This window comes from Thioclava sp. 'Guangxiensis' (assembly GCF_045348365.1).
GTDB lineage: Bacteria > Pseudomonadota > Alphaproteobacteria > Rhodobacterales > Rhodobacteraceae > Thioclava > Thioclava kandeliae.
In genome coordinates, this window is the sequence record NZ_CP155822.1 from 1,823,862 (window position 1) to 1,843,451 (window position 19,590).

General features: G+C 61.4%; 19 protein-coding genes. 11 read left to right on the forward strand and 8 right to left on the reverse strand.

Annotated elements, in window-relative coordinates; genetic code table 11:
• Positions 1–7 precede the first annotated feature (7 nt).
• From ABEB22_RS09040 to ABEB22_RS09055, 4 genes are all read left to right on the forward strand, one after another.
• Positions 8–886, forward strand: a complete 879-nt coding sequence (locus tag ABEB22_RS09040; protein ID WP_350937077.1) for a F0F1 ATP synthase subunit gamma — start codon at positions 8–10, stop codon at positions 884–886.
• Between the two features lie 22 nt (positions 887–908).
• Positions 909–2,327: a F0F1 ATP synthase subunit beta gene (atpD, locus tag ABEB22_RS09045; protein ID WP_350937074.1), complete on the forward strand. Its 1,419-nt coding sequence runs from the start codon at positions 909–911 to the stop codon at positions 2,325–2,327.
• An 11-nt stretch (positions 2,328–2,338) separates the two neighbouring features.
• Positions 2,339–2,737, forward strand: a complete 399-nt coding sequence (locus ABEB22_RS09050; RefSeq protein ID WP_339113220.1) for a F0F1 ATP synthase subunit epsilon — start codon at positions 2,339–2,341, stop codon at positions 2,735–2,737.
• 95 nt (positions 2,738–2,832) lie between these two features.
• The gene (locus ABEB22_RS09055) at positions 2,833–3,183 is read left to right on the forward strand and encodes an H-type lectin domain-containing protein (protein ID WP_339113219.1); all 351 of its coding nucleotides are present in this window, start codon (positions 2,833–2,835) and stop codon (positions 3,181–3,183) included.
• An 11-nt stretch (positions 3,184–3,194) separates the two neighbouring features.
• Here the strand turns inward: ABEB22_RS09055 and ABEB22_RS09060 are convergent, their stop codons facing one another.
• From ABEB22_RS09060 to groES, 3 genes are all read right to left on the reverse strand, one after another.
• Positions 3,195–4,427, reverse strand: coding sequence for an EAL domain-containing protein (locus ABEB22_RS09060; RefSeq protein ID WP_406870124.1), 1,233 nt, complete (start codon positions 4,425–4,427; stop codon positions 3,195–3,197).
• 257 nt (positions 4,428–4,684) lie between these two features.
• The gene (gene groL / locus ABEB22_RS09065; protein ID WP_339113217.1) at positions 4,685–6,334 is read right to left on the reverse strand and encodes a chaperonin GroEL; all 1,650 of its coding nucleotides are present in this window, start codon (positions 6,332–6,334) and stop codon (positions 4,685–4,687) included.
• A 56-nt stretch (positions 6,335–6,390) separates the two neighbouring features.
• The gene (gene groES, locus ABEB22_RS09070; protein WP_339109315.1) at positions 6,391–6,678 is read right to left on the reverse strand and encodes a co-chaperone GroES; all 288 of its coding nucleotides are present in this window, start codon (positions 6,676–6,678) and stop codon (positions 6,391–6,393) included.
• A 264-nt stretch (positions 6,679–6,942) separates the two neighbouring features.
• On the opposite strand from groES, the gene ABEB22_RS09075 reads away from it, so the two are divergent.
• Complete coding sequence (locus ABEB22_RS09075; protein ID WP_339113216.1) at positions 6,943–7,965, forward strand: TraB/GumN family protein; 1,023 nt, start codon at positions 6,943–6,945, stop codon at positions 7,963–7,965.
• Between the two features lie 75 nt (positions 7,966–8,040).
• The gene (locus tag ABEB22_RS09080; protein WP_406870125.1) at positions 8,041–8,961 is read left to right on the forward strand and encodes a manganese-dependent inorganic pyrophosphatase; all 921 of its coding nucleotides are present in this window, start codon (positions 8,041–8,043) and stop codon (positions 8,959–8,961) included.
• A 45-nt stretch (positions 8,962–9,006) separates the two neighbouring features.
• Here the strand turns inward: ABEB22_RS09080 and ABEB22_RS09085 are convergent, their stop codons facing one another.
• Positions 9,007–10,125: an alpha-D-ribose 1-methylphosphonate 5-triphosphate diphosphatase gene (locus tag ABEB22_RS09085; RefSeq protein ID WP_406870126.1), complete on the reverse strand. Its 1,119-nt coding sequence runs from the start codon at positions 10,123–10,125 to the stop codon at positions 9,007–9,009.
• 70 nt (positions 10,126–10,195) lie between these two features.
• On the reverse strand, positions 10,196–11,053 hold the full coding sequence (locus ABEB22_RS09090) for a LysR family transcriptional regulator ArgP (RefSeq protein WP_406870127.1): 858 nt from the start codon (positions 11,051–11,053) through the stop codon (positions 10,196–10,198).
• A gap of 85 nt (positions 11,054–11,138) precedes the next feature.
• On the opposite strand from ABEB22_RS09090, the gene ABEB22_RS09095 reads away from it, so the two are divergent.
• Positions 11,139–11,744, forward strand: a complete 606-nt coding sequence (locus tag ABEB22_RS09095; protein ID WP_406870128.1) for a LysE/ArgO family amino acid transporter — start codon at positions 11,139–11,141, stop codon at positions 11,742–11,744.
• A gap of 51 nt (positions 11,745–11,795) precedes the next feature.
• A complete protein-coding gene (locus tag ABEB22_RS09100) occupies positions 11,796–12,710 on the forward strand; it encodes a DMT family transporter (RefSeq protein WP_406870129.1) in 915 nt (304 codons plus the stop codon).
• Positions 12,711–12,755: 45 nt separating this feature from the next.
• Here the strand turns inward: ABEB22_RS09100 and choV are convergent, their stop codons facing one another.
• From choV to choX, 3 genes are all read right to left on the reverse strand, one after another.
• Complete coding sequence (gene choV / locus ABEB22_RS09105) at positions 12,756–13,775, reverse strand: choline ABC transporter ATP-binding protein (RefSeq protein ID WP_339113210.1); 1,020 nt, start codon at positions 13,773–13,775, stop codon at positions 12,756–12,758.
• 1 nt (position 13,776) lies between these two features.
• Positions 13,777–14,619, reverse strand: coding sequence for a choline ABC transporter permease subunit (gene choW / locus ABEB22_RS09110; RefSeq protein ID WP_339113209.1), 843 nt, complete (start codon positions 14,617–14,619; stop codon positions 13,777–13,779).
• Between the two features lie 85 nt (positions 14,620–14,704).
• The gene (gene choX, locus ABEB22_RS09115; RefSeq protein WP_406870130.1) at positions 14,705–15,637 is read right to left on the reverse strand and encodes a choline ABC transporter substrate-binding protein; all 933 of its coding nucleotides are present in this window, start codon (positions 15,635–15,637) and stop codon (positions 14,705–14,707) included.
• A gap of 101 nt (positions 15,638–15,738) precedes the next feature.
• On the opposite strand from choX, the gene betI reads away from it, so the two are divergent.
• The 3 genes from betI (at position 15,739) to betA (ending at position 19,548) form a co-directional block, all read left to right on the forward strand.
• A complete protein-coding gene (gene betI, locus ABEB22_RS09120) occupies positions 15,739–16,320 on the forward strand; it encodes a transcriptional regulator BetI (RefSeq protein ID WP_339113207.1) in 582 nt (193 codons plus the stop codon).
• Positions 16,317–17,762 (forward strand): betaine-aldehyde dehydrogenase, encoded by a 1,446-nt coding sequence (betB, locus tag ABEB22_RS09125; protein WP_406870131.1) that lies wholly within the window; start codon positions 16,317–16,319, stop codon positions 17,760–17,762. Before betI ends, betB begins: the two co-directional genes overlap by 4 nt.
• Before the next feature lie 118 nt (positions 17,763–17,880).
• Positions 17,881–19,548 (forward strand): choline dehydrogenase, encoded by a 1,668-nt coding sequence (gene betA, locus ABEB22_RS09130; RefSeq protein WP_339113205.1) that lies wholly within the window; start codon positions 17,881–17,883, stop codon positions 19,546–19,548.
• Positions 19,549–19,590: the final 42 nt, after the last annotated feature.

A 19,590-nucleotide genomic window follows, 5' to 3' on the forward strand; every position in this document is an offset into this window, starting at 1 on the left:
TAGGGATATGCCCAGCCTTAAGGACCTCAAAAACCGGATCGCGAGCGTCAAGAACACTCGTAAGATCACGAAGGCGATGCAGATGGTCGCGGCAGCAAAATTGCGCCGCGCCCAAGACGCAGCCGAAAACGCGCGGCCCTTCGCCGAGCGTATGAACGCTGTAATGTCATCGCTGGCCGCCTCGGTGGGCGGCTCTGATAGCGCGCCCCGGCTTCTGGCCGGGACGGGTTCCGAGCAGGTGCATCTTCTCGTGGTGATGACGGCGGAGCGCGGCCTTTGCGGCGGCTTCAACGTCAATATCGCGAAGAAGGCAAAGCAAGCTGCCGCAAAACTCAAGGCCGAAGGCAAGACGGTGAAAATCATCACCGTCGGCAAAAAAGGCCGCGATTCGATGCGCCGCGAGCTTGGTGACCTGTTCATCGATCACGTCGATCTGTCGGGGGTGAAGAACCTTCGTTATGTCGATGCGCAATCCATTGCGAAGAACGTTCTGGCCCGCTTCGATGCAGGCGAGTTCGATGTTGCGACGATTTTCTATTCGCGCTTCCAGTCGGTGATCAGCCAGATCCCGACCGCGCAGCAGATCATCCCTGCGACCTTCGACGCACCGGAAGAGGCAGCTGGTGCCTCGGCAGTCTATGACTACGAGCCCAGCGAAGAAGCGATCCTGCATGACCTGCTGCCGCGTGGTGTGGCAACGCAGATCTTCACGGCGCTTCTGGAAAACGCTGCCTCGGAGCAAGGCGCACGGATGTCCGCAATGGACAACGCAACGCGCAACGCCGGCGATATGATCGACGACCTGACCGTGGAATTCAACCGTTCCCGCCAGGCCGCAATCACCACCGAGCTTACGGAAATTATTTCGGGCGCCGAGGCGCTCTGACCGAACCGGAGAAAACACACAAATGGCAAAGCATGGCAAAGTGACGCAGGTCATCGGCGCCGTCGTGGACGTTCAGTTCGAAGACGGCCTGCCCGAGATCCTCAACGCACTCGAGACCACCAACAACGGCAACCGCCTCGTGCTGGAGGTTGCCCAGCACCTCGGTCAAGGCACCGTCCGCACCATTGCGATGGATTCGACCGAAGGTCTGGTCCGTGGCGCGGCCGTGACCGATATCGGCGCTCCGATCTCGGTGCCGGTCGGTCCGGCGACCCTCGGTCGCATCATGAACGTCATCGGCGAGCCCGTTGACGAACAGGGCCCCGTGGCCAAGGACGAAGTCCGCGCGATCCACCAGCCCGCGCCGGACTTCGCCGAGCAATCCACCGAAAGCTCGGTCCTCGTGACCGGCATCAAGGTGATCGACCTTCTCGCGCCCTATGCAAAAGGCGGTAAGATCGGTCTGTTCGGCGGCGCAGGTGTTGGTAAAACCGTTCTGATCATGGAACTGATCAACAACATCGCAAAAGTGCACTCGGGTTACTCCGTGTTCGCTGGTGTTGGTGAACGGACCCGTGAAGGGAACGACCTTTATCACGAAATGATCGAATCCGGCGTTATCATCCCCGATAACCTTGCGGAATCGAAAGTGGCACTGGTCTACGGCCAGATGAACGAGCCTCCGGGGGCCCGTGCACGTATCGCTCTGACCGGTCTGACGATCGCAGAGCAGTTCCGCGACACCTCGGGTTCGGACGTTCTGTTCTTCGTGGACAACATCTTCCGCTTCACCCAAGCAGGTTCGGAAGTGTCCGCACTTCTGGGTCGTATTCCTTCGGCAGTGGGCTACCAGCCGACGCTCGCCACGGATATGGGTGCGATGCAGGAACGCATCACCTCGACGAAGAAGGGCTCGATCACCTCGATCCAGGCCGTCTACGTTCCGGCGGACGACCTTACCGACCCGGCACCGGCGACCACCTTCGCCCACCTCGACGCAACCACCGTTCTGTCGCGTGCGATCTCCGAACTGGGTATCTACCCGGCCGTGGACCCGCTCGACAGCTCCTCGCGCATGATGGATCCGCAGATCCTCGGCGAAGAGCACTATAACGTGGCTCGCGAAGTCCAGAACATCCTGCAACGCTACAAATCGCTGCAGGACATCATCGCGATCCTCGGCATGGACGAACTGTCGGAAGAAGATAAGATCACCGTGCAACGCGCGCGTAAGATCCAGCGCTTCCTCTCGCAGCCGTTCGATGTGGCAAAAGTCTTCACCGGCTCCGACGGTGTTCAGGTTCCGCTGGAAGATACGATCGCGTCCTTCAAGGCCGTTGTCGCTGGCGAATATGACCACCTGCCGGAAGCAGCCTTCTACATGGTTGGCGGCATCGAGGAAGTGAAAGCCAAAGCCGAGAAACTCGCGGCTAACGCGTAAGGAGGCGGCTGATGGCCAATACGATGCAAGCCGATCTCGTGGCCCCCGAACGGAAGCTCGCTTCCGTTCAAGCCACGCAGGTTCTCGTCCCCGGTGCCGAGGGCGACATGACGGTGATGCCGGGCCATGCGCCTACCATCACCTCGTTGCGCCCCGGCAAGCTGACGATCGTGTCCGAGAAGGGCGAGGAAAGCTATGCCGTAACAGGCGGCTTTGCCGAGATCTCCGAAGAGGGGATCTCCGTTCTGGCCGAGCGCGCCCTTCCTGCCTCCGAGTTCACGGCAGAGATTGCCGCCGAACTGGTGGCGGAAGCGCGTAAGGCCAATGACGAAGCCAGCCCGTCGGTGGCCGAAATGACCGCGAAAATGCTCGCGGACATGGAGGCTCTCGGGTCGCATATGCTCGGCTGAGACAGCAACCTTTTCAGAAAAAGCCCCGCAATGTTGTGGGGCTTTTTTTTACTTAATGGGTCCAGAGTAGTAGTGTTTGCAGACGGAGCGCCTTGATGCTGAAGATAGATGCACAGATTGTTGGCATTAGCCAAGGAACACTCGTGCTCTTTTCCGATTATCAGGATGGTGGCCAGATGTGGACGGGCACCGGCCCGCGCGAGCTGCGCCGCATCGTCACGTTCGACGAGCCCTATGCAGCCGTGCCCAAGGTGCAGGTCACGCTATCCATGTGGGATATTGACCAGCAACATAATCCGCGGATGGATATCTCCGCCGATATGATTACCACGGAAGGCTTCGTCATCGTGTTCCGCACATGGGGAGATTCCAAGATCGCGCGCGTGCGTTCGGACTGGCTGGCTATCGGTCCTGTGCGCCATGACGACGACTGGGACGTGTATTAAAAGATTACGCCCTAATGCAGGAGGGGGAGGGGGGCCGGACGGCCCAGATGGAAGCCCTGACCCAGCTCGACACCCAGCTCCATCAGGATCGCGCGCTCGGTCTCTCGCTCGATGCCTTCGGCAATCAGTTCACAGCCGATATCCTTGGCAAACCGCAGAAGGGCGCGCACCATCGCGCGGTTCTCGCGATGCGCCTCGAGACCCGCAACCACGACACGGTCCAGCTTGATGAGATCGGGTTTGAGGGCGAGGATATGTGCTAGGCCCGCATTGCCCTGACCGACATCATCCAGCGCGATCTTGACGCCGATCTCGCGGAGCGCCGAGAGGCGATGCTCGAGCCTGCTGAAATCCTGTATGACAGCCTGTTCCGAAATCTCGATCGCAAGGCCACGCTGCCGATCACTCTTCAGGTAGCTCTCGAGCCGTGCCTGTAGGGAAGGGGCCAGAAGGCTGTCAGGGGAGTGGTTGAGGAAGACGAGCGAGCGGCACTGCATGCGCTCTGCCTCGTCAAGAATGCTGTTGGTGGCGTTCAGCTCCAGCTTGGGCCCCATTCCATATTGGGTAGCCAGCCTGAACATGTCCTGCGGGCTGTAGTGCGGCATATCTGTAAAGCGCGACAGCCCCTCGAAGCCATAGGTCCTGCCCGAGGCAAAATGGAGGATGGGTTGGAATACGGGCCGGATGCTCGGGGCGCTGAGCATGCGAGCAAGGTCTTCCCCGATCGGTTCGACAAAGCCCGATATCTTCGCCTGAAGCCGCAGGTTGGTCGAGATCATATCGGCCATCGTGCGGAATATGCGGATTTCCTGATCGCTGAGCGGCGCGCGCTCTTTCATCGAGAAGCAGCAGATCGTTCCGAAGGGTAGTCCTGGATGGATGGTGATCGGCACCGACATGTGCAGGCCGATCTGGAAATTCTCGTCCTCGCGGAGGCGACGGACGGTCTGCATGACCGGATCATTCCCCTGAATGACCTGAGGCAGGATGTCATTGCAGACCCAGTAGCACAATGTCCGGTCGAGCTTCATGCAGTTATCGGGGATCAGCGGCGTCAGAAAGGGCGACGCTTCATCGACGGCGAGGAACCAAAGCTGCCCGTCCTCTATTTCGGAAACGAAGATCGTTTCCATGCCAAGAAAGTCACGCAAGGCCGAGAGCGATTCCTTGAGGGATTCGATGACGGCATTCCGCAGATCGGCATGTTTGGGTCGGCTCAGGGCCGAAGAGAAATCAGCATTCATTTCAGACCCGCTTCCGAGGCCACCACAGACTATTTACGCACAAAACTTAGTTAATGATTCGTATTCGAGGAAGTTTCGGCGAGCAACCGCTGATTGTGAAAAATCAGGTTGTATTATCCGAAATTCTGATTGCGTTGCATAATAGTTCACCCCGTGGACATTTGTTCATCTTTCGTTGCTGTCCGGGGCATCGCGCAAAGAAAAAGGGTGCCTGAAGGCACCCTTTCCCGAAGCTTCCACAAATGGAAGGGGGCTGATTACATCATGCCGCCCATGCCACCCATGCCGCCCATGCCGCCCATATCCGGCGCGCCTGCGCCTTCTTTAGCGGGCTTGTCGGCAACCATCGCCTCGGTGGTGATCAGCAGGCCTGCGATCGAGGCTGCGTCTTCCAGCGCGGTGCGGGTCACTTTGGCGGGGTCGATGACGCCAAATGCGAACATGTCGCCATATTCTTCGGTCTGCGCGTTGAAGCCGAACTTCAGATCGGTCGATTCACGGATCTTGCCAGCGACAACCGCGCCGTCAACACCTGCGTTTTCCGCGATCTGGCGCAGCGGCGCTTCCAGCGCGCGGCGCACGATGGCGATACCTGCGTTCACGTCGCTATTGGCGCCAGTCAGGCCTTCAAGCGCTTTCGCACCCTGAACCAGAGCAACACCACCACCCACAACGATGCCCTCTTGGACAGCGGCGCGGGTTGCGTTCAGCGCGTCATCAACGCGGTCTTTACGCTCTTTCACTTCGACTTCGGTCAGGCCGCCCACGCGGATGACAGCAACACCGCCTGCCAGTTTGGCAACGCGCTCTTGCAGCTTCTCGCGGTCGTAATCCGAGGTGGTTTCCTCGATCTGGGTGCGGATCTGCGAAACGCGTGCTTCGATCTCGGCCTTGTCGCCAGCACCGTCCACGATGGTGGTGTTGTCTTTGGTGATCGAGACTTTTTTCGCGGTGCCCAGCATGTCCATGCCGACGCTTTCCAGCTTCATGCCCAGATCTTCCGAGATCACCTGACCGCCGGTCAGGATCGCGATGTCCTGCAGCATGGCCTTACGGCGATCGCCGAAGCCCGGTGCCTTGACCGCAGCAATTTTCAGGCCGCCGCGCAGTTTGTTGACAACGAGGGTCGCCAGCGCTTCGCCTTCAACGTCTTCCGCGATGATCAGCAGCGGCTTTTGCGACTGGATCACTTGCTCGAGAAGCGGGACCATCGGCTGCAGCGACGAGAGTTTTTTCTCGTGGAGCAGGATGAGGCAGTCTTCGAGCTCTGCGGTCATCTTGTCGTGGTTGGTGGCGAAGTAGGGCGAGAGGTAGCCGCGGTCGAACTGCATGCCTTCGACGACTTCGACTTCGGTCTCCATGCCTTTGTTTTCTTCGACAGTGATCACGCCGTCATTGCCGACGCGCTGCATCGCTTCCGCGATCTGCGTGCCGATCGAGGCTTCGCCGTTTGCCGAGATGGTGCCGACCTGAGCCACTTCGTTGGTGTCGTTGACCGGACGCGAAGCCGCTTTGATCGCTTCGACAACCTTGGTGGTGGCCAGATCGATGCCGCGCTTCAGGTCCATCGGGTTCATGCCCGCTGCGACCGATTTCATGCCTTCGCGAACGATGGCTTGAGCGAGAACGGTTGCGGTGGTGGTGCCGTCGCCGGCTTCGTCATTGGTGCGGGAAGCGACTTCCTTCACCATTTGCGCGCCCATGTTCTCGAACTTGTCTTCGAGTTCGATCTCTTTCGCGACCGAGACACCGTCTTTGGTGATGCGCGGTGCGCCGAAGGATTTGTCGAGAACGACGTTACGGCCTTTGGGGCCCAGCGTCACTTTGACTGCGTCTGCGAGGATGTTGACACCCTTGAGCATGCGGTTGCGTGCGTCGGTGCCGAATTTTACGTCCTTGGCTGCCATATCTTTGGCTCCTTGACTGGAATTTCTTGAAATCAGGGATCAGGTAAGCGGGTGGCTTACGCGATGATGCCCATGATGTCGGATTCTTTCATGATCAGATACTCGACGCCTTCCAGCGTGATCTCGGTGCCCGACCATTTGCCGAACAGAACGCGATCGCCTGCTTTGACGGAGGGTGCGATCAGCTCGCCCGAATCTTTACGTGCGCCTTCGCCCACCGAAACGATTTCGCCTTCTGCCGGCTTCTCTTTCGCGCTGTCGGGGATGATCAGGCCGCCCTTGGTCTTTTCTTCGCTCTCGACGCGCTTGACCAGAACACGGTCATGAAGCGGTTTGAATGCCATCTGGGTCACTCCCAAAACTGAGTTGTTGCTTTTAGCACTCGTTGTTGCTGAGTGCTAACGATGCCGGAGTTAGGCATTGCCCCCCCTTCGTGTCAACACCCCGCCCCAGATTTTTTGCGACAAATTTCATAACGCCTGACATGTGCCTCGACAGGGGCGGATTTTGCGATTTTCGCCGCGCTCGCCCAGATCGGTTCCTATTGGGGGGATGGCATTGAGGGGCGCGCGCGCTAGAGTGGGGAAGGTCATCACGGGAGGGGTCGGATGCTGCGCAAACACCTGAAGTCACGTCTGTTGCAGGCGGTGCTGGTTCTGGGCGGAGTTCTTGCGCCCATAGCCGCGGAGGCGGCCTGTACGGGGCGTAATCTCTTTGATGCGATGCCCCGCGCCACGCGGATGGCGCTCACCGAGAAGGCCCGTCAGACGGCTTACGGGCAGGGTGTTGTCTGGCGCGCGACCAAGGGCACGCAGTCCATCATTCTGGTCGGAACCAACCATGTGCCCGATCCGCGCCATCTGGCACTGCAACAGGCTCTTCTGCCCGAATTCGACAAGATCTCCGCGTTGCTGGTCGAAGCGGGGCCGGATGAGGAAGCCGCGCTTCAGAAGGCGATGGGTGAGCGGTCCGATCTGATGTTCATGGCGGACAAGACGCTGCCCGATATGATGTCGCAGCGTGATTGGCAGGCGTTGCGACAGCTTGGGGCCGATCGCGGTATTCCCGCGCCGCTGCTGGCCAAGATGCAGCCCTCCTTCGTGATGATTACCCTGTCGATGCCGCGCTGTATGCTTGGCAGTCTGCAGGCGGGGCAGGGCGGGGTGGACAAGCGTATGATGGCCGAGGCGCAGGCCCGCAACGTGCCAATCATGCCGCTCGAACCCTTTGACACGCTGTTCACCCTGATGGAGGGCGTCCCGCAAGAGGACGAGATCGCCATGCTGAAATCGGCGATGGAGGCGACGGAGGATGGCGATGCCACGATGGCGACCATGGCCGATCTCTATGCCCGCGGCGAGATCCAGCTGATCTGGGAGTTCGAACGTCAGCAGGCGCTTGATCGCGGGGAGGATCCGGCCGCGGTGACCCACCAGCTGGCGATCACCCATGATCTTCTGATCACCACCCGCAACCGCAACTGGATGCCCGTCATTGAGAAGGCGGCAGCCAAAGGGCCGATCATGGTGGCGGCAGGGGCGCTGCACATGGTGGGCGGGGACGGCCTTCTGACGCTGCTTGCGCAGGAAGGCTGGCAGATTTCGCCGGTGATGCGGAAGCTGACCTTCTGAGCGGCGGCGCTAGGTGACAATCCCGCGCGCAGCGTCTAAGACATTGTCCAAAGTCATTCAAATCCGAGGAATCCGATGACCACCAAGGTTTTTGGCCATAAATCGCCCGACACCGACTCGACCGGTTCGCCCATTATCTGGGCGTGGTATCTCAACGAAGTGAAGGGCATCGACGCCAAGCCCTGCCTTCTGGGCGAGCCCAACACCGAAGCCGCCTTCGTGCTCGAGCATTTCGGTCTGGACAAGCCCGAGATCATCTCGGGCGTCGAGGCCGGCGAGAAGGTCGTCATCGTCGACACCAACAACCCCGCCGAACTGCCCGCTGATATCAACGCCGCCGATATCACCGCGATCATCGATCACCACAAGCTGGTCGGCGGTCTGGAAACCAAAGGTCCGATCGATATCACGATCCGTCCGCTGGCCTGCACGGCAACCATCATGCATGATCTGATCGGCGAGGATCTGGCCAAGGCGCCTGCGGGGATCAAGGGCGCAATGCTGGCCTGCATCCTGTCGGATACGCTCGAATTCCGCTCGCCCACCACGACCGATCATGACCGCGCCGTCTGCGAGAAGCTGGCCGCCGATCTCGGTATCTCGATCAATGATCTGGCGACCAAGATGTTCGAGGCGAAATCCGATGTGTCGGAATTCTCCGAAGCCGAGCTGCTGCGTATGGATTCCAAGGAATATACCGTGGGCTCGACCGGTCTGCGCGTCTCGGTTCTGGAAACCACCGCACCGAAGGTTCTTCTGGACCGCAAGGATGCGCTGATGGCGACGATGCCCGCAGTGGCCAAGGAAGACGACGCCGATGAGGTTCTGCTGTTCATCATCGATATCCTCAACGAGGAAGCCACGCTCTTGGTGCCCAATGACACCGTAAAGCAGATCGCCGAAGCGTCCTTCGGGTGCTCGGTATCGGGCGATACCGTCGTGTTACCGGGCATCATGTCGCGCAAGAAACAGATCATCCCGAACCTCAAGGCCTGAGGCCCGCGGGAAACACTCAGAAGGTCGGGGATTTCCCCGACCTTTTCAGTTCAGCCGCTCCGCCAGCTCGCCCGACAGGAATACCGGACGTCCGGCCGCAAAACAGCCCATCACCCGCCGGCGCTCGGGGCACAGGATCACTACATCGCCGCGCAGGCCCATCTCCAGCCGGCCACGATCCTCGAGCCCCATCACCCGTGCAGGCCCTGCCGAGACCAATCGCCATGCCTGGGCCAGATCGCAGATGCCCCGCTCGATCAGCGCGAAGACCGCACCGATCATCGCCGGATAGTGGTAATCCGAGGCCAGCGCATCCACTAGACCTTCGGCTACCAGATCGGAGGCACTGACCGAGCCGCGGTTATGCGAGCCGCCCCGTAGCACATTGGGCGCGCCCATAATCACCGCCTGATCCTGCGCCTTGCTGGCTGCAGCATGCGACACGGGAAATTCCGAGATCCGGACTCCGCGACCCGCCCAGATGTCGCGCAGATCCGCGTCATCATCATGCGACCCGAAACGCAAGGTGGGTAGGGCGCGCAGGATGGCGCGCACGAAGCTGTCGACCTCTGGGTCGCGGGTTTTGAGGGCCAGCATCATCTCGTGATGTGCCTCGGGGGAGCGCCCCGCCTTGAGCGCCGAGCCATTCAGCCGTGGCGGCTTCCGTCCGGTTTCCAGCGCCTTATGCGGCAGATGGTCGTTGAACACGAGATAATCGATCCCCGTCTCGCGGATCAGGTCGCAAACGGGCCCGAGATCGTGGGTCATATGGGTCTCGAGCCTGAGCTGCATCCGCATATCGAGGCGCAGGTCGGCGGCCTGCAGGGCTCGTGCCAGACGGGTGGCAAATTCGGGGCCACGCATGCCGCCCTCCCAAGACCAGAATTGCGCAAGCCACGCCGTAGTGATGCCACAGGCGGCCAGCTCGCCTTCGACAAAGTCCAGATTGGCGCCCAGATCCGCCACCATGCCGCGACGCGGAGCCAGATGGCGCTCGAAGGCATCACCATGCAGATCGACAATGCCCGGCAGCACCCAGAAGCCCGTCGCATCCAGATGGCGGGCGCCGGGGCCCGTACCGATCACCCCGTGCTCGAGCGTCAATCTACCCTCTGCCAGCCCATCCTGCGTCAGAACCTCCCCACCGGTAATCTGCCAGCCCATTGCCTATCTCCTTCTCGCCCGCGATCTCCCGCGCGGGCTTTCCCTAACGCGCCCGGAGGGCCTGCACCAGCTAAACCATCGGGCTCAGCGCGCCCCGTGCCGCATGGCGCAGCGCCTGTGACAGCGGCGCCAGCGCGTCTTTGAGGTTACGCAGCGATTGCCAGTAAAGCGCGACCTCCATCGGTTTCTCGTCCAGCACGACAAGCGCGCCGGAGGCCAGATGGTCGCGCACCAATGCTTCGGGATGGAGCGCCCAGCCCATCCCCAGACATCCCGCCCGCACAAAATCATGCGTCGATCCGATGTGATGCGCGGGCAGGGGGCGGGTCGTCGCGTGACGCTCGCGCGCCCAGAGCGCCTGTAGCCCGTCCTTGGCCGAAAAGACCAGCGCGGGGGCCGTTTCCAGCGCCTGTGCCGTGACGCCCTGCGGGAAATGGCGGGCGATGAAACCGGGCGTTGCACAGGCGATATAGCGCATCCTGCCCAAGGGGCTCAGATCGCAGCCCGCCACCGCAACCGGATTGGTGGTGACCGCCGCCATCACCTCGCCGCGCCTAAGCCAGCCTTCGGATTGCGTTTCATCCTCGATCACCAGATCGAAAAGCGCGCCGAGGCCCGCCAGCGCCGGAAGCGCCCAGCTGGCAAGGCTGTCGGCATTGATGGCCACCCGCAGCCGCGCCACGCCTTGCCCGGTAAGCCCCTGTTCCAGCAGCCGGACCTGCGCCAGATGATGCGCCAGCCGCAGACCCTCGGCGGTGCCGGTGCAGGGCTGGCCGCGGATCACCAGAACCGCGCCCATCCGGTCCTCCAGCGATCTGATCCGCTGCGAGACCGCTGATGGCGTGACGCGCAGCGCCTGTGCCGCGGCCTCGAAACTGCCGGTCTCGATGACCATGGCCAGCGCCTGAAGGGCGGGATAGTCCAGCATTAGCCTGCCTTAATTAGATGTAATTCAATTCAGTATGTCTGAAGCACCGCCTATGCGATAGAGCGCAAAACGGAAAGGACGGACTATGGATGCGGCATTTGCAGGGTTCCGGATCGGGCTGGGGTTGATCGTGGCGATCGGGGCGCAGAACGCCTATGTGCTGCGGCAGGGGCTCAGGGGCGAGCATGTCTTTGCGGTGGCGCTGTTCTGTGCCGTCTCGGATGCGGCGCTGATCGCGCTTGGCGTGTCGGGCTTCGGGGCGCTGACCTCTGGGCTGCCATGGCTTGCGCCGCTCCTGCGCTGGGGGGGCGTGGTATTCCTGACCTATTATGCCCTGCGCGCTTTCGGGTCCGCATGGCGGGGCGGGGCGCATCTGAACCCGGCCTACGGTCCGGCCGAGCCCCTGCCAAAGGTTCTGGGGGTGATGGTGGTGCTCACATGGGCCAATCCGCATGTCTGGATCGATACGGTTCTGCTGCTGGGGGCAGTGTCGGCGCAGTTTCCCGCGCAGGGCCTGCAGTTCGGCTTCGGCGCGGTGGTGGCCTCGTTCAGCTTCTTCTTTGCGCTGGCCTATGGGGCGCGCCTGTTCGCGCCGGTTTTCGCCAAGCCGCGGGCGTGGCAGATCCTCGATCTTGGCGTCGGCTGTCTCTTGCTGTCGGTGGCATGGCGCTTGGCTGTGATGGAAATGTAAGCATACATGTGAACGCTTGTGTTCCCCAAGGGCTGTGCCAAAACTCGCGCCATGGAACACAAGACCCAAATCGCGGGCAATGCGCCCACAATCGCCATACTGTGGATGCTGGCCATGACGCTGTGCTTCACCATGGTCAATATCATCGTGCATTATCTGGGGGCCGAACTGCCTGCCGCGCAATCGGGGTTCATCCGCTATGCGTGGGGGATCGTGTTCATGGCGCCGGTGCTGTGGCGGATCCTGCGCAAGGGCTACCCGGCCAGGACATGGGGGCTTTTCGGGCTGCGCGGGGCTTTTAACGCGGCGGGGGTGCTGCTGTGGTTCTACGCGATGGCGCGGATCCCGATCGCCGATGTCACCGCCATCGGATATCTCAACCCGATCGTGGTCACGCTCGGCGCGGCGCTTCTGCTGGGCGAGGGGATCGCATGGCGGCGGATACTTGCGATCGTCGTGGCGCTGGTCGGCGCTCTGATCATCCTGCGTCCGGGTCTGCGCGAGATCACGCCGGGCCATTATTCGCAGCTGGCGGCGGCGGTGATGTTCGGCGGCTCCTACCTTTTGGCCAAGCGCCTGACGGGCATCGCCGCGCCGACCGAGATCGTCGGGATGCTGACGCTGGTTGTGGCGGTCTGCCTCGCGCCATTGGCGATTGCGCAATGGCAGCCGGTCACGCTCAAGGAAGCGGGGCTTCTGGGGCTGGTGGCGGTGCTGGCAACGTTGGCCCATTATGCCATGACACGGGCCTTTGCGGCGGCCCCCATCAGTGCGACCCAGCCGGTGGTCTTCCTGCAGCTGGTCTGGGCGTCGGCTGCGGGCTGGTTCATCTTCGGCGAGGCGGTCGACCCCTATGTGATCGCTGGCGGGGCGATCATCGTGTCGTCGGTCAGCTATATGGCGTGGCGCGAGGCGCGGCTGAAGCGGCGTGTGACGCCCTTGGCCGGTGCCACCAAGCAGATCTGAAAAACGCGCCCCTCGGGGCGCGTTCTCGTTTGTCGGTGCTATGGCTTATGCCGCTGATCCCTGTGGGTCGATCAGCTTGCCGATCACCCCTTCGCGGGTGATCTTGCGCCCGTCGTCAAGCGCGACGACAGGATGCGTGCGCAGGAGCTGCATCACGTCCTTGACCGGTGCATGCGCGGCCAGAACCGGTCCCTCGGCGGGGCCATCCTCGGCCAGATCCTCGGCGGTCAGCACGCCCATCGGGTTCATATGCGCGACGAAATCCTGCACATATTCGTCGATCGGGTTGGCGATGATCTCGCGGGCGGTGCCCACCTGAACGATACGCCCGCCTTCCATCAGCGCGATGCGGTTGCCGATCTTGAAGGCCTCGTCGAGATCGTGGCTCACGAAGATGATCGTGCGTTTCAGCTTGGCCTGCAGCTCCAGAAGCTCGTCCTGCAGCTTGGCGCGGATCAGCGGGTCGAGCGCGGAAAAGGGCTCGTCCATCAGCAGGATCGGTGCGTCAGTGGCAAAGGCACGCGCCAGACCCACACGCTGCTGCATGCCGCCCGACAGCTCGCCCACACGGACATCCGCCCATTGCGCAAGACCCACCAGCTCCAGCTGGTGCTCGACCTTCGCACGACGTTCCGCCTTGGACATGCCGCCAAGCTCCAGACCGAGGCCCACATTCTCGCGCACCGAGCGCCAGGGAAGCAGGCCGAATTGCTGGAAGACCATCGCGATATGGTGGCGGCGGACATTGAGAAGGTCCTTGCCCTTGGCATGGCTGACATCCACACGGCCTTTGGGCGTGTTCACCAGAACCGAGCCGCGGCAGACGGGGTTGAGCGCATTGACCGCGCGCAGGAGCGTCGATTTGCCCGAGCCCGAGAGCCCCATCAGCACGAGGATCTCGCCCTCGGCCACTTTGAGCGAGCAGTTATGCACACCCAGCACCTGGCCGGTGGCGTCCTTCACCTCGGCGCGGGTTTTTCCTTCGTCCATCAAGGGCAGGGCCGACAGGGGAGCTTCGCCGAAGACGATGGAAACATTGTCGAATTCGATTGCAGGTTTCGCCATCTTACTTCTCCTTACGCACTTCGAGCATCAGGCGAAGCACGGTCGCCAGCGCCACGATGACAAAGCCCGATTCAAAGCCCAGATCGGGTTTCATGCGGTTGAGCCCGTTCATCACCGGCGTGCCGAGGCCACCCGCGCCCACGAGCGTGGCGATCACCACCATCGACAGCGAGAGCATGATGGTCTGGTTGAGGCCCACCATGATCTGCGGGAAGGCGGCAGGAAGCTCGACCTTCCACAGCTTCTGGAACGAGGTCGCACCGAAGGCTTCGGCGGCTTCGGTCAGCGCGGTGGGGGTCGAGGAGATGCCCAGATAGGTGAGGCGGATGGAGGCGGGCAGCGAGAAGATCACTGTCGCGATCAGGCCGGGCACCATGCCGAGGCCGAAGAAGATCACGGCGGGGATCAGATAGACGAAGGTCGGCAGCGTCTGCATCAGATCGAGCACGGGCTCCATGCCGGAATAGATCCAGCGTTTGCGCGCGGCCAGAATGCCCAGAGGCACGCCGATGCCCATACAGACGATACAGCTGACAAGGATCAGCGACAGCGTCTCGGTCGTGTCTTTCCAGTAATCCTGATTGAGGATGAACAACATCCCCAGTGCAACGATCAGGCATTTCTTCCAGCTGCGCTGCAGGCCCCATGTCAGCGCCACGAAGACGAGGATCAGCACCAGCGGCGGAGGCGTCTGCAAGAGCCACAGCACCGCGTCGATCAGGTTTTCCATCACCATCGACAGCCAGTCGAAGAAGCCTGCCGCATTGTCCTTGAGCCAGTCGACCACCGTTTCGGCGGCGTCACCTACGGGGATCTTCCAGTCGATCCCTGAGAACCATTCCATAATGAGTGTACTCCGTCATTCCCTGGTTCTTGCTCCGGCCTCCCGGAGCAAGGTGGAGCGGCAGATATTCTACCGCTCTCTGTTATTACTTGTTCATCGCAGCCTGAAAGGCGGTGAAAGCGTCCTTGCCGTCACGGGTGGTCACGCCCTCGAGCCACGGCGCGACCGCGTCCTGATGCGCTTCCAGCCAGTTTGTGGCCGCGTCTTCGGGGTCCTCGCCCTCATCGAGAATGGCCCCCATCAGTGTATTTTCCGCATCGAGCGAGAATTCGAGGTTCTGCAGCAATTTCCCGACATTGGGGCAGGCATCGACATAGCCTGCGGTGGTATTGGTGCGCACTTCCGCGCCACCGTAATCCGGCCCGAACCAGTCATCGCCGCCCGAAAGATAGGTCAGCGTGTAATTGGCATTCATCGGATGCGGTGCCCAGCCCAGAAAAACGATGGGCTTATCACGGTTGGTTGCACGACCAACTTGCGCCAGCATCCCCTGTTCTGAACTTTCGACTACGTTAAAATCGGCAAGATTGAACGCGTTTGCGTCAATCATGTCTTCAATAAGCCGGTTTCCGTCATTGCCCGGCTCGATGCCATAGATCTGATTTCCCAGCTCGTCGGCATGTTTGGCGATATCGGAGAAATCCTTGATGCCGAGCGCGGCGCCGGCGGCATTGGTGGCCAGCGTATATTTCGCACCGGTGAGATTCGTGCGCACGGTATCGACGGTGCCTGCCTCCACATAGGGGGCGATATCGGCCTGCATGGTGGGCATCCAGTTGCCCAAGAATACATCAACATCGCCATTTGCAAGGGCGGTATAGGTGACGGGGACGGAAAGAACGCGGGTTTCGGTCCGGTAGCCCAGCGTTTCGAGTAGTTTGGTCGTTACAGCGGTTGTCGCGGTGATATCGGTCCAGCCGACATCGGAAAATACCACTTCGTCGCATCCTTTCGCCTGCGCCGAAACCGCAAAGGTCATCGAGGCAGCAGTCGCGATAAGAAGGGAACGATAGGTCATAAGCACTCCAGATTTTTTCTAAGATTTTTCTTGATTGACGAGTCAATAAACTATCTTGTAGCCAAGGAATGCAAGTAATTTCTGAGTCAGGAATAGAGCTAATGCCCAAAGTCGGCGCGCAACCGATTAGAAAAGCAGCGTTGATCGACGCCACCATCGCCTGTGTCGGCGAGGCCCGTTCGCTGGAGGTAACGGTGGCGCAGATCGCCAAACGTGCAGGGATGTCCTCGGCGCTGGCGCATCACTATTTCGGATCGAAAGACCAGATCTTTCTGGCCGCGATGCAGCATATCCTGAGCACCTACGGGCAGGAGGTGCGCGACGCGCTGCGCGGAAAAACCGATCCGGAAGAACGGCTTCGGGCGATCGTGCGGGGCAATTTTGCCGAAGGCAGCTTCCAGACTGAAGCGATCTCGGCATGGCTGAACTTCTATGTTCTGGCGCAGAAAAACGAGAATGCACGCAGGCTGCTGGCCATCTACCAGCGCCGTCTGCAATCGAATCTTCTCTACGCGTTGCGGCCTCTGGTGGGCCGCCACGCGATGGCTGTGGCCGAGGGGCTGGGGGCGTTGATCGACGGCGTCTATATTCGTGCCGCTCTGGTCGACGGGCCTGCCGACCCCAAACGCGCGGTCGGAATCATCATGGAATATCTGGATCGAGAGTTGGAGGGTCACCGGTGAAGGCACAACCCAAAGCAAGCCACTTTGTTGATGGCGACTATATCGAGGATACCGCAGGCGAGGTGATCGAGGTCACCTATGCCTATACGGGCGAGGTTATCGCGAAACTTCATGCCGCAACGTCTGCGGTCATGGAAAAGGTTATTACGTCTGCCGTGCGCGCGCAGAAGGAATGGGCCGCACTGGCACCGGCCGAGCGCGGGCGCATCCTCAACCGCGCCGTGGCAATCATCCGCGCGCGCAATGACGAGCTGGCCGCATTGGAGACGCTCGATACCGGCAAGCCGCTGCAGGAAACGCTGGTGGCGGACTGGCCGTCGGGGGCGGATTCGCTCGAGTATTTCGCGGGTCTTGCGGCGACGCTGACCGGCGAGACCATGCCGCTGGGCGGGGATTTCGCCTATACGCTGCGCGAGCCTCTGGGCGTTTGCGGCGGGATCGGTGCGTGGAACTACCCCAGCCAGATCGCCTGCTGGAAAGCCGCGCCCGCACTCTCGACCGGCAATGCGATGGTGTTCAAGCCCTCCGAGGTGACGCCGCTCGGCGCGCTGAAACTGGCCGAGATCTTCATCGAGGCGGGTGTGCCTGCGGGCGTCTATAACGTCGTGCAGGGCTTTGGTGCCGTGGGCGCACAGCTCGCCACCGATCCGCGCATCGCCAAGGTCTCGCTGACGGGCTCGGTGCCGACAGGGGCCAAGGTCTATGCCGCAGCCGCGCCGCATATGAAACATGTGACGATGGAACTGGGCGGTAAATCGCCCCTGATCGTGTTCGAGGATGCCTCGATCAAGGACGCGGTTGGCGCTGCGATGCTGGGGAATTTCTATTCCTCGGGGCAGATCTGCTCGAACGGCACCCGCGTTTTCGTGCATAAGTCGATCAAGGAGCAGTTCCTCAAGGAGCTGGCCGAGCGCACCGCCAAGATCCGTATGGGCGATCCGATGGATATGGCGACCGATTTCGGCCCGCTGATCACCAAGCGCCAATACGAGCAGGTGGCGGGCTATCTCGAGAAAGCCAAGGCCGAAGGCGCGCGGCTGGTCTGTGGCGGCACTGCGCTCGACGGCCAATTCGTCGAGCCGACCGTCTTTGCCGATGTGAAGGACGATATGTCCATCGCCTGCGAGGAGATCTTCGGCCCCGTCATGTCGGTGCTCGATTTCGAGACCGAGGACGAGGTCGTGGCACGGGCCAATGACACGCAATTCGGTCTGGCGGCGGGTGTCTTTACCCGTGATCTGGCGCGCGCCCATCGCGTGGTCGCCAATCTGGAAGCCGGCACCACATGGATCAATGCCTATAACCTGACGCCGGTGGAGATGCCCTTCGGTCCGGTGAAAGCTTCCGGTTTCGGGCGCGAGAATTCGCGCCATGCGATCGAGGCCTATACGCAGGTCAAAGGCGTCTATGTCGGCCTGAATCCTGTCGACAGCCCTTGGTAACAATTGAAGCGGGGGGCGTGCGCGCCCCCCTGAACCGGCGTCCTGTTTTCCCCCGTGCGTGACGGCCTGAAAGGCAATGGTCCCCGAGTGATGGCCCGAGTGATGGAGCGATTGGAATATGAGCGTAGAAGCTGATTATGTTGTGATTGGTGCAGGCTCCGGCGGCACGGCTTTGGCCTACCGTCTGGCCGAGGCCGGAAAGCGCGTGGTGATCATCGAGCATGGGGGGTCGGATGCCGGCCCCTTCATCCAGATGCCGGGCGCTCTGTCCTATCCGATGAATATGGGCATGTATGACTGGGGCTTCCAGTCCGAACCCGAGCCGGGTCTGGGCGGGCGCGTGCTGGCGACCCCGCGCGGCAAGGTGATCGGCGGGTCGTCCTCGATCAACGGGATGGTCTATGTGCGTGGCCATGCAGGGGATTACGAGCACTGGGCCGAGCAAGGCGCCGAGGGCTGGAGCTATGCCGATGTGCTGCCCTATTTCAAACGGCAGGAAACATGGCATGGCGCCGGAGATGGCGGTGACCGTGACTGGCGCGGCACGTCCGGTCCGTTGCATGTCAGCCGTGGCCCGCGCAAGAACCCTCTCTTCGATGCCTTCGTGCAGGCGGGGCAGGAGGCGGGCTATGCCTATACCGCCGATTACAACGGCGAGCGTCAGGAAGGCTTCGGCCCGATGGAGGCCACCATCTATAAAGGCCGTCGCTGGTCCGTGGCCAATGCCTATCTGCGCCCCGGCCAGAAGGCGTTCGGGGACCGTCTGGCTGTGGTCAAGGCGCTTGCGTTGCGGGTGGTCTTTGACGGCAAGCGTGCGATCGGTGTCGAGGTCGAGAAGGCGGGCAAGAAGCAGGTCATTTCTGCCCGCGCCGAGGTGATCGTGGCAGCAAGCTCGATCAATACGCCCAAGATCCTGATGCTCTCGGGCGTGGGGCCTGCGGCCCATCTGCGCGAGCATGGGATCGAGGTTCTGGCCGACCGTCCCGGTGTGGGCGGCAACCTGCAGGACCATCTCGAGGTCTATTTCCAATATGCCGCGAAGGAGCCGATCACGCTCTACAAATACTGGAATATCTTCGGCAAGGCTTGGGTGGGGGCGCAATGGCTCTTTACCAAGACCGGTCTGGGCGCGTCGAACCAGTTCGAGGCCTGCGGGTTTATCCGTTCGGACAAGGGCGTGCGCTATCCTGATATCCAGTATCACTTCCTGCCGCTGGCCGTGCGTTATGACGGCAAGGCTTCGGCCGAGGGGCATGGCTTCCAGGTCCATGTCGGGCCGATGCGGGCGGCCTCGCGCGGCCGTGTCTCGCTGCGTTCAGGCGATGTGCGCGACAAGCCAAGGATCTTCTTCAATTATATGAGCGAGGATCAGGACTGGGTGGATTGGCGCAAGACCCTGCGTCTGACGCGCGAGATCTTCGATCAGCCCTCGATGGCCCGCCATGTGGCGCGCGAGATCCAGCCGGGCTCGGATGTGACCTCGGATGAGGCGCTGGATGATTTCGTGCGCGAGCATGCCGAGAGCGCCTATCATCCCTGTGGCACTGCGCGTATGGGCCGTGCCGATGACATCAATGCGGTGGTCGATCCCGATGGCCGTGTGATCGGGGTCGAGGGGCTGCGCGTGGCCGATAGTTCGATCTTCCCGCGCGTGACCAACGGCAACCTGAACGGTCCGTCAATCATGGTGGGCGAGAAGATCGCCGACCATATCCTTGGCCGCCGTTTGCCTGCCGAGAATAGCGAGCCGTGGTTCCACCCCGACTGGGAGAACTCCCAGCGTTAATCCGCCGCTAGCCCCTTGGGTTAACTGCGATATCTCTGGACA

Excerpts from the sequence above, each read along its gene's own strand:
- groL (WP_339113217.1), bottom strand. The coding sequence starts at position 6,334 with ATGGCAGCCAAGGACGTAAAATTCGGCACCGACGCACGCAACCGCATG.
- ABEB22_RS09055 (WP_339113219.1), top strand. The coding sequence starts at position 2,833 with ATGCTGAAGATAGATGCACAGATTGTTGGCATTAGCCAAGGAACACTC.
- choX (WP_406870130.1), bottom strand. The coding sequence starts at position 15,637 with ATGACCTATCGTTCCCTTCTTATCGCGACTGCTGCCTCGATGACCTTT.
- ABEB22_RS09060 (WP_406870124.1), bottom strand. The coding sequence starts at position 4,427 with ATGAATGCTGATTTCTCTTCGGCCCTGAGCCGACCCAAACATGCCGAT.
- ABEB22_RS09085 (WP_406870126.1), bottom strand. The coding sequence starts at position 10,125 with ATGGGCTGGCAGATTACCGGTGGGGAGGTTCTGACGCAGGATGGGCTG.
- choW (WP_339113209.1), bottom strand. The coding sequence starts at position 14,619 with ATGGAATGGTTCTCAGGGATCGACTGGAAGATCCCCGTAGGTGACGCC.
- ABEB22_RS09075 (WP_339113216.1), top strand. The coding sequence starts at position 6,943 with ATGCTGCGCAAACACCTGAAGTCACGTCTGTTGCAGGCGGTGCTGGTT.
- betI (WP_339113207.1), top strand. The coding sequence starts at position 15,739 with ATGCCCAAAGTCGGCGCGCAACCGATTAGAAAAGCAGCGTTGATCGAC.
- atpD (WP_350937074.1), top strand. The coding sequence starts at position 909 with ATGGCAAAGCATGGCAAAGTGACGCAGGTCATCGGCGCCGTCGTGGAC.
- ABEB22_RS09050 (WP_339113220.1), top strand. The coding sequence starts at position 2,339 with ATGGCCAATACGATGCAAGCCGATCTCGTGGCCCCCGAACGGAAGCTC.
- ABEB22_RS09080 (WP_406870125.1), top strand. The coding sequence starts at position 8,041 with ATGACCACCAAGGTTTTTGGCCATAAATCGCCCGACACCGACTCGACC.
- ABEB22_RS09100 (WP_406870129.1), top strand. The coding sequence starts at position 11,796 with ATGGAACACAAGACCCAAATCGCGGGCAATGCGCCCACAATCGCCATA.
- betA (WP_339113205.1), top strand. The coding sequence starts at position 17,881 with ATGAGCGTAGAAGCTGATTATGTTGTGATTGGTGCAGGCTCCGGCGGC.
- choV (WP_339113210.1), bottom strand. The coding sequence starts at position 13,775 with ATGGCGAAACCTGCAATCGAATTCGACAATGTTTCCATCGTCTTCGGC.
- ABEB22_RS09095 (WP_406870128.1), top strand. The coding sequence starts at position 11,139 with ATGGATGCGGCATTTGCAGGGTTCCGGATCGGGCTGGGGTTGATCGTG.
- ABEB22_RS09090 (WP_406870127.1), bottom strand. The coding sequence starts at position 11,053 with ATGCTGGACTATCCCGCCCTTCAGGCGCTGGCCATGGTCATCGAGACC.
- ABEB22_RS09040 (WP_350937077.1), top strand. The coding sequence starts at position 8 with ATGCCCAGCCTTAAGGACCTCAAAAACCGGATCGCGAGCGTCAAGAAC.
- groES (WP_339109315.1), bottom strand. The coding sequence starts at position 6,678 with ATGGCATTCAAACCGCTTCATGACCGTGTTCTGGTCAAGCGCGTCGAG.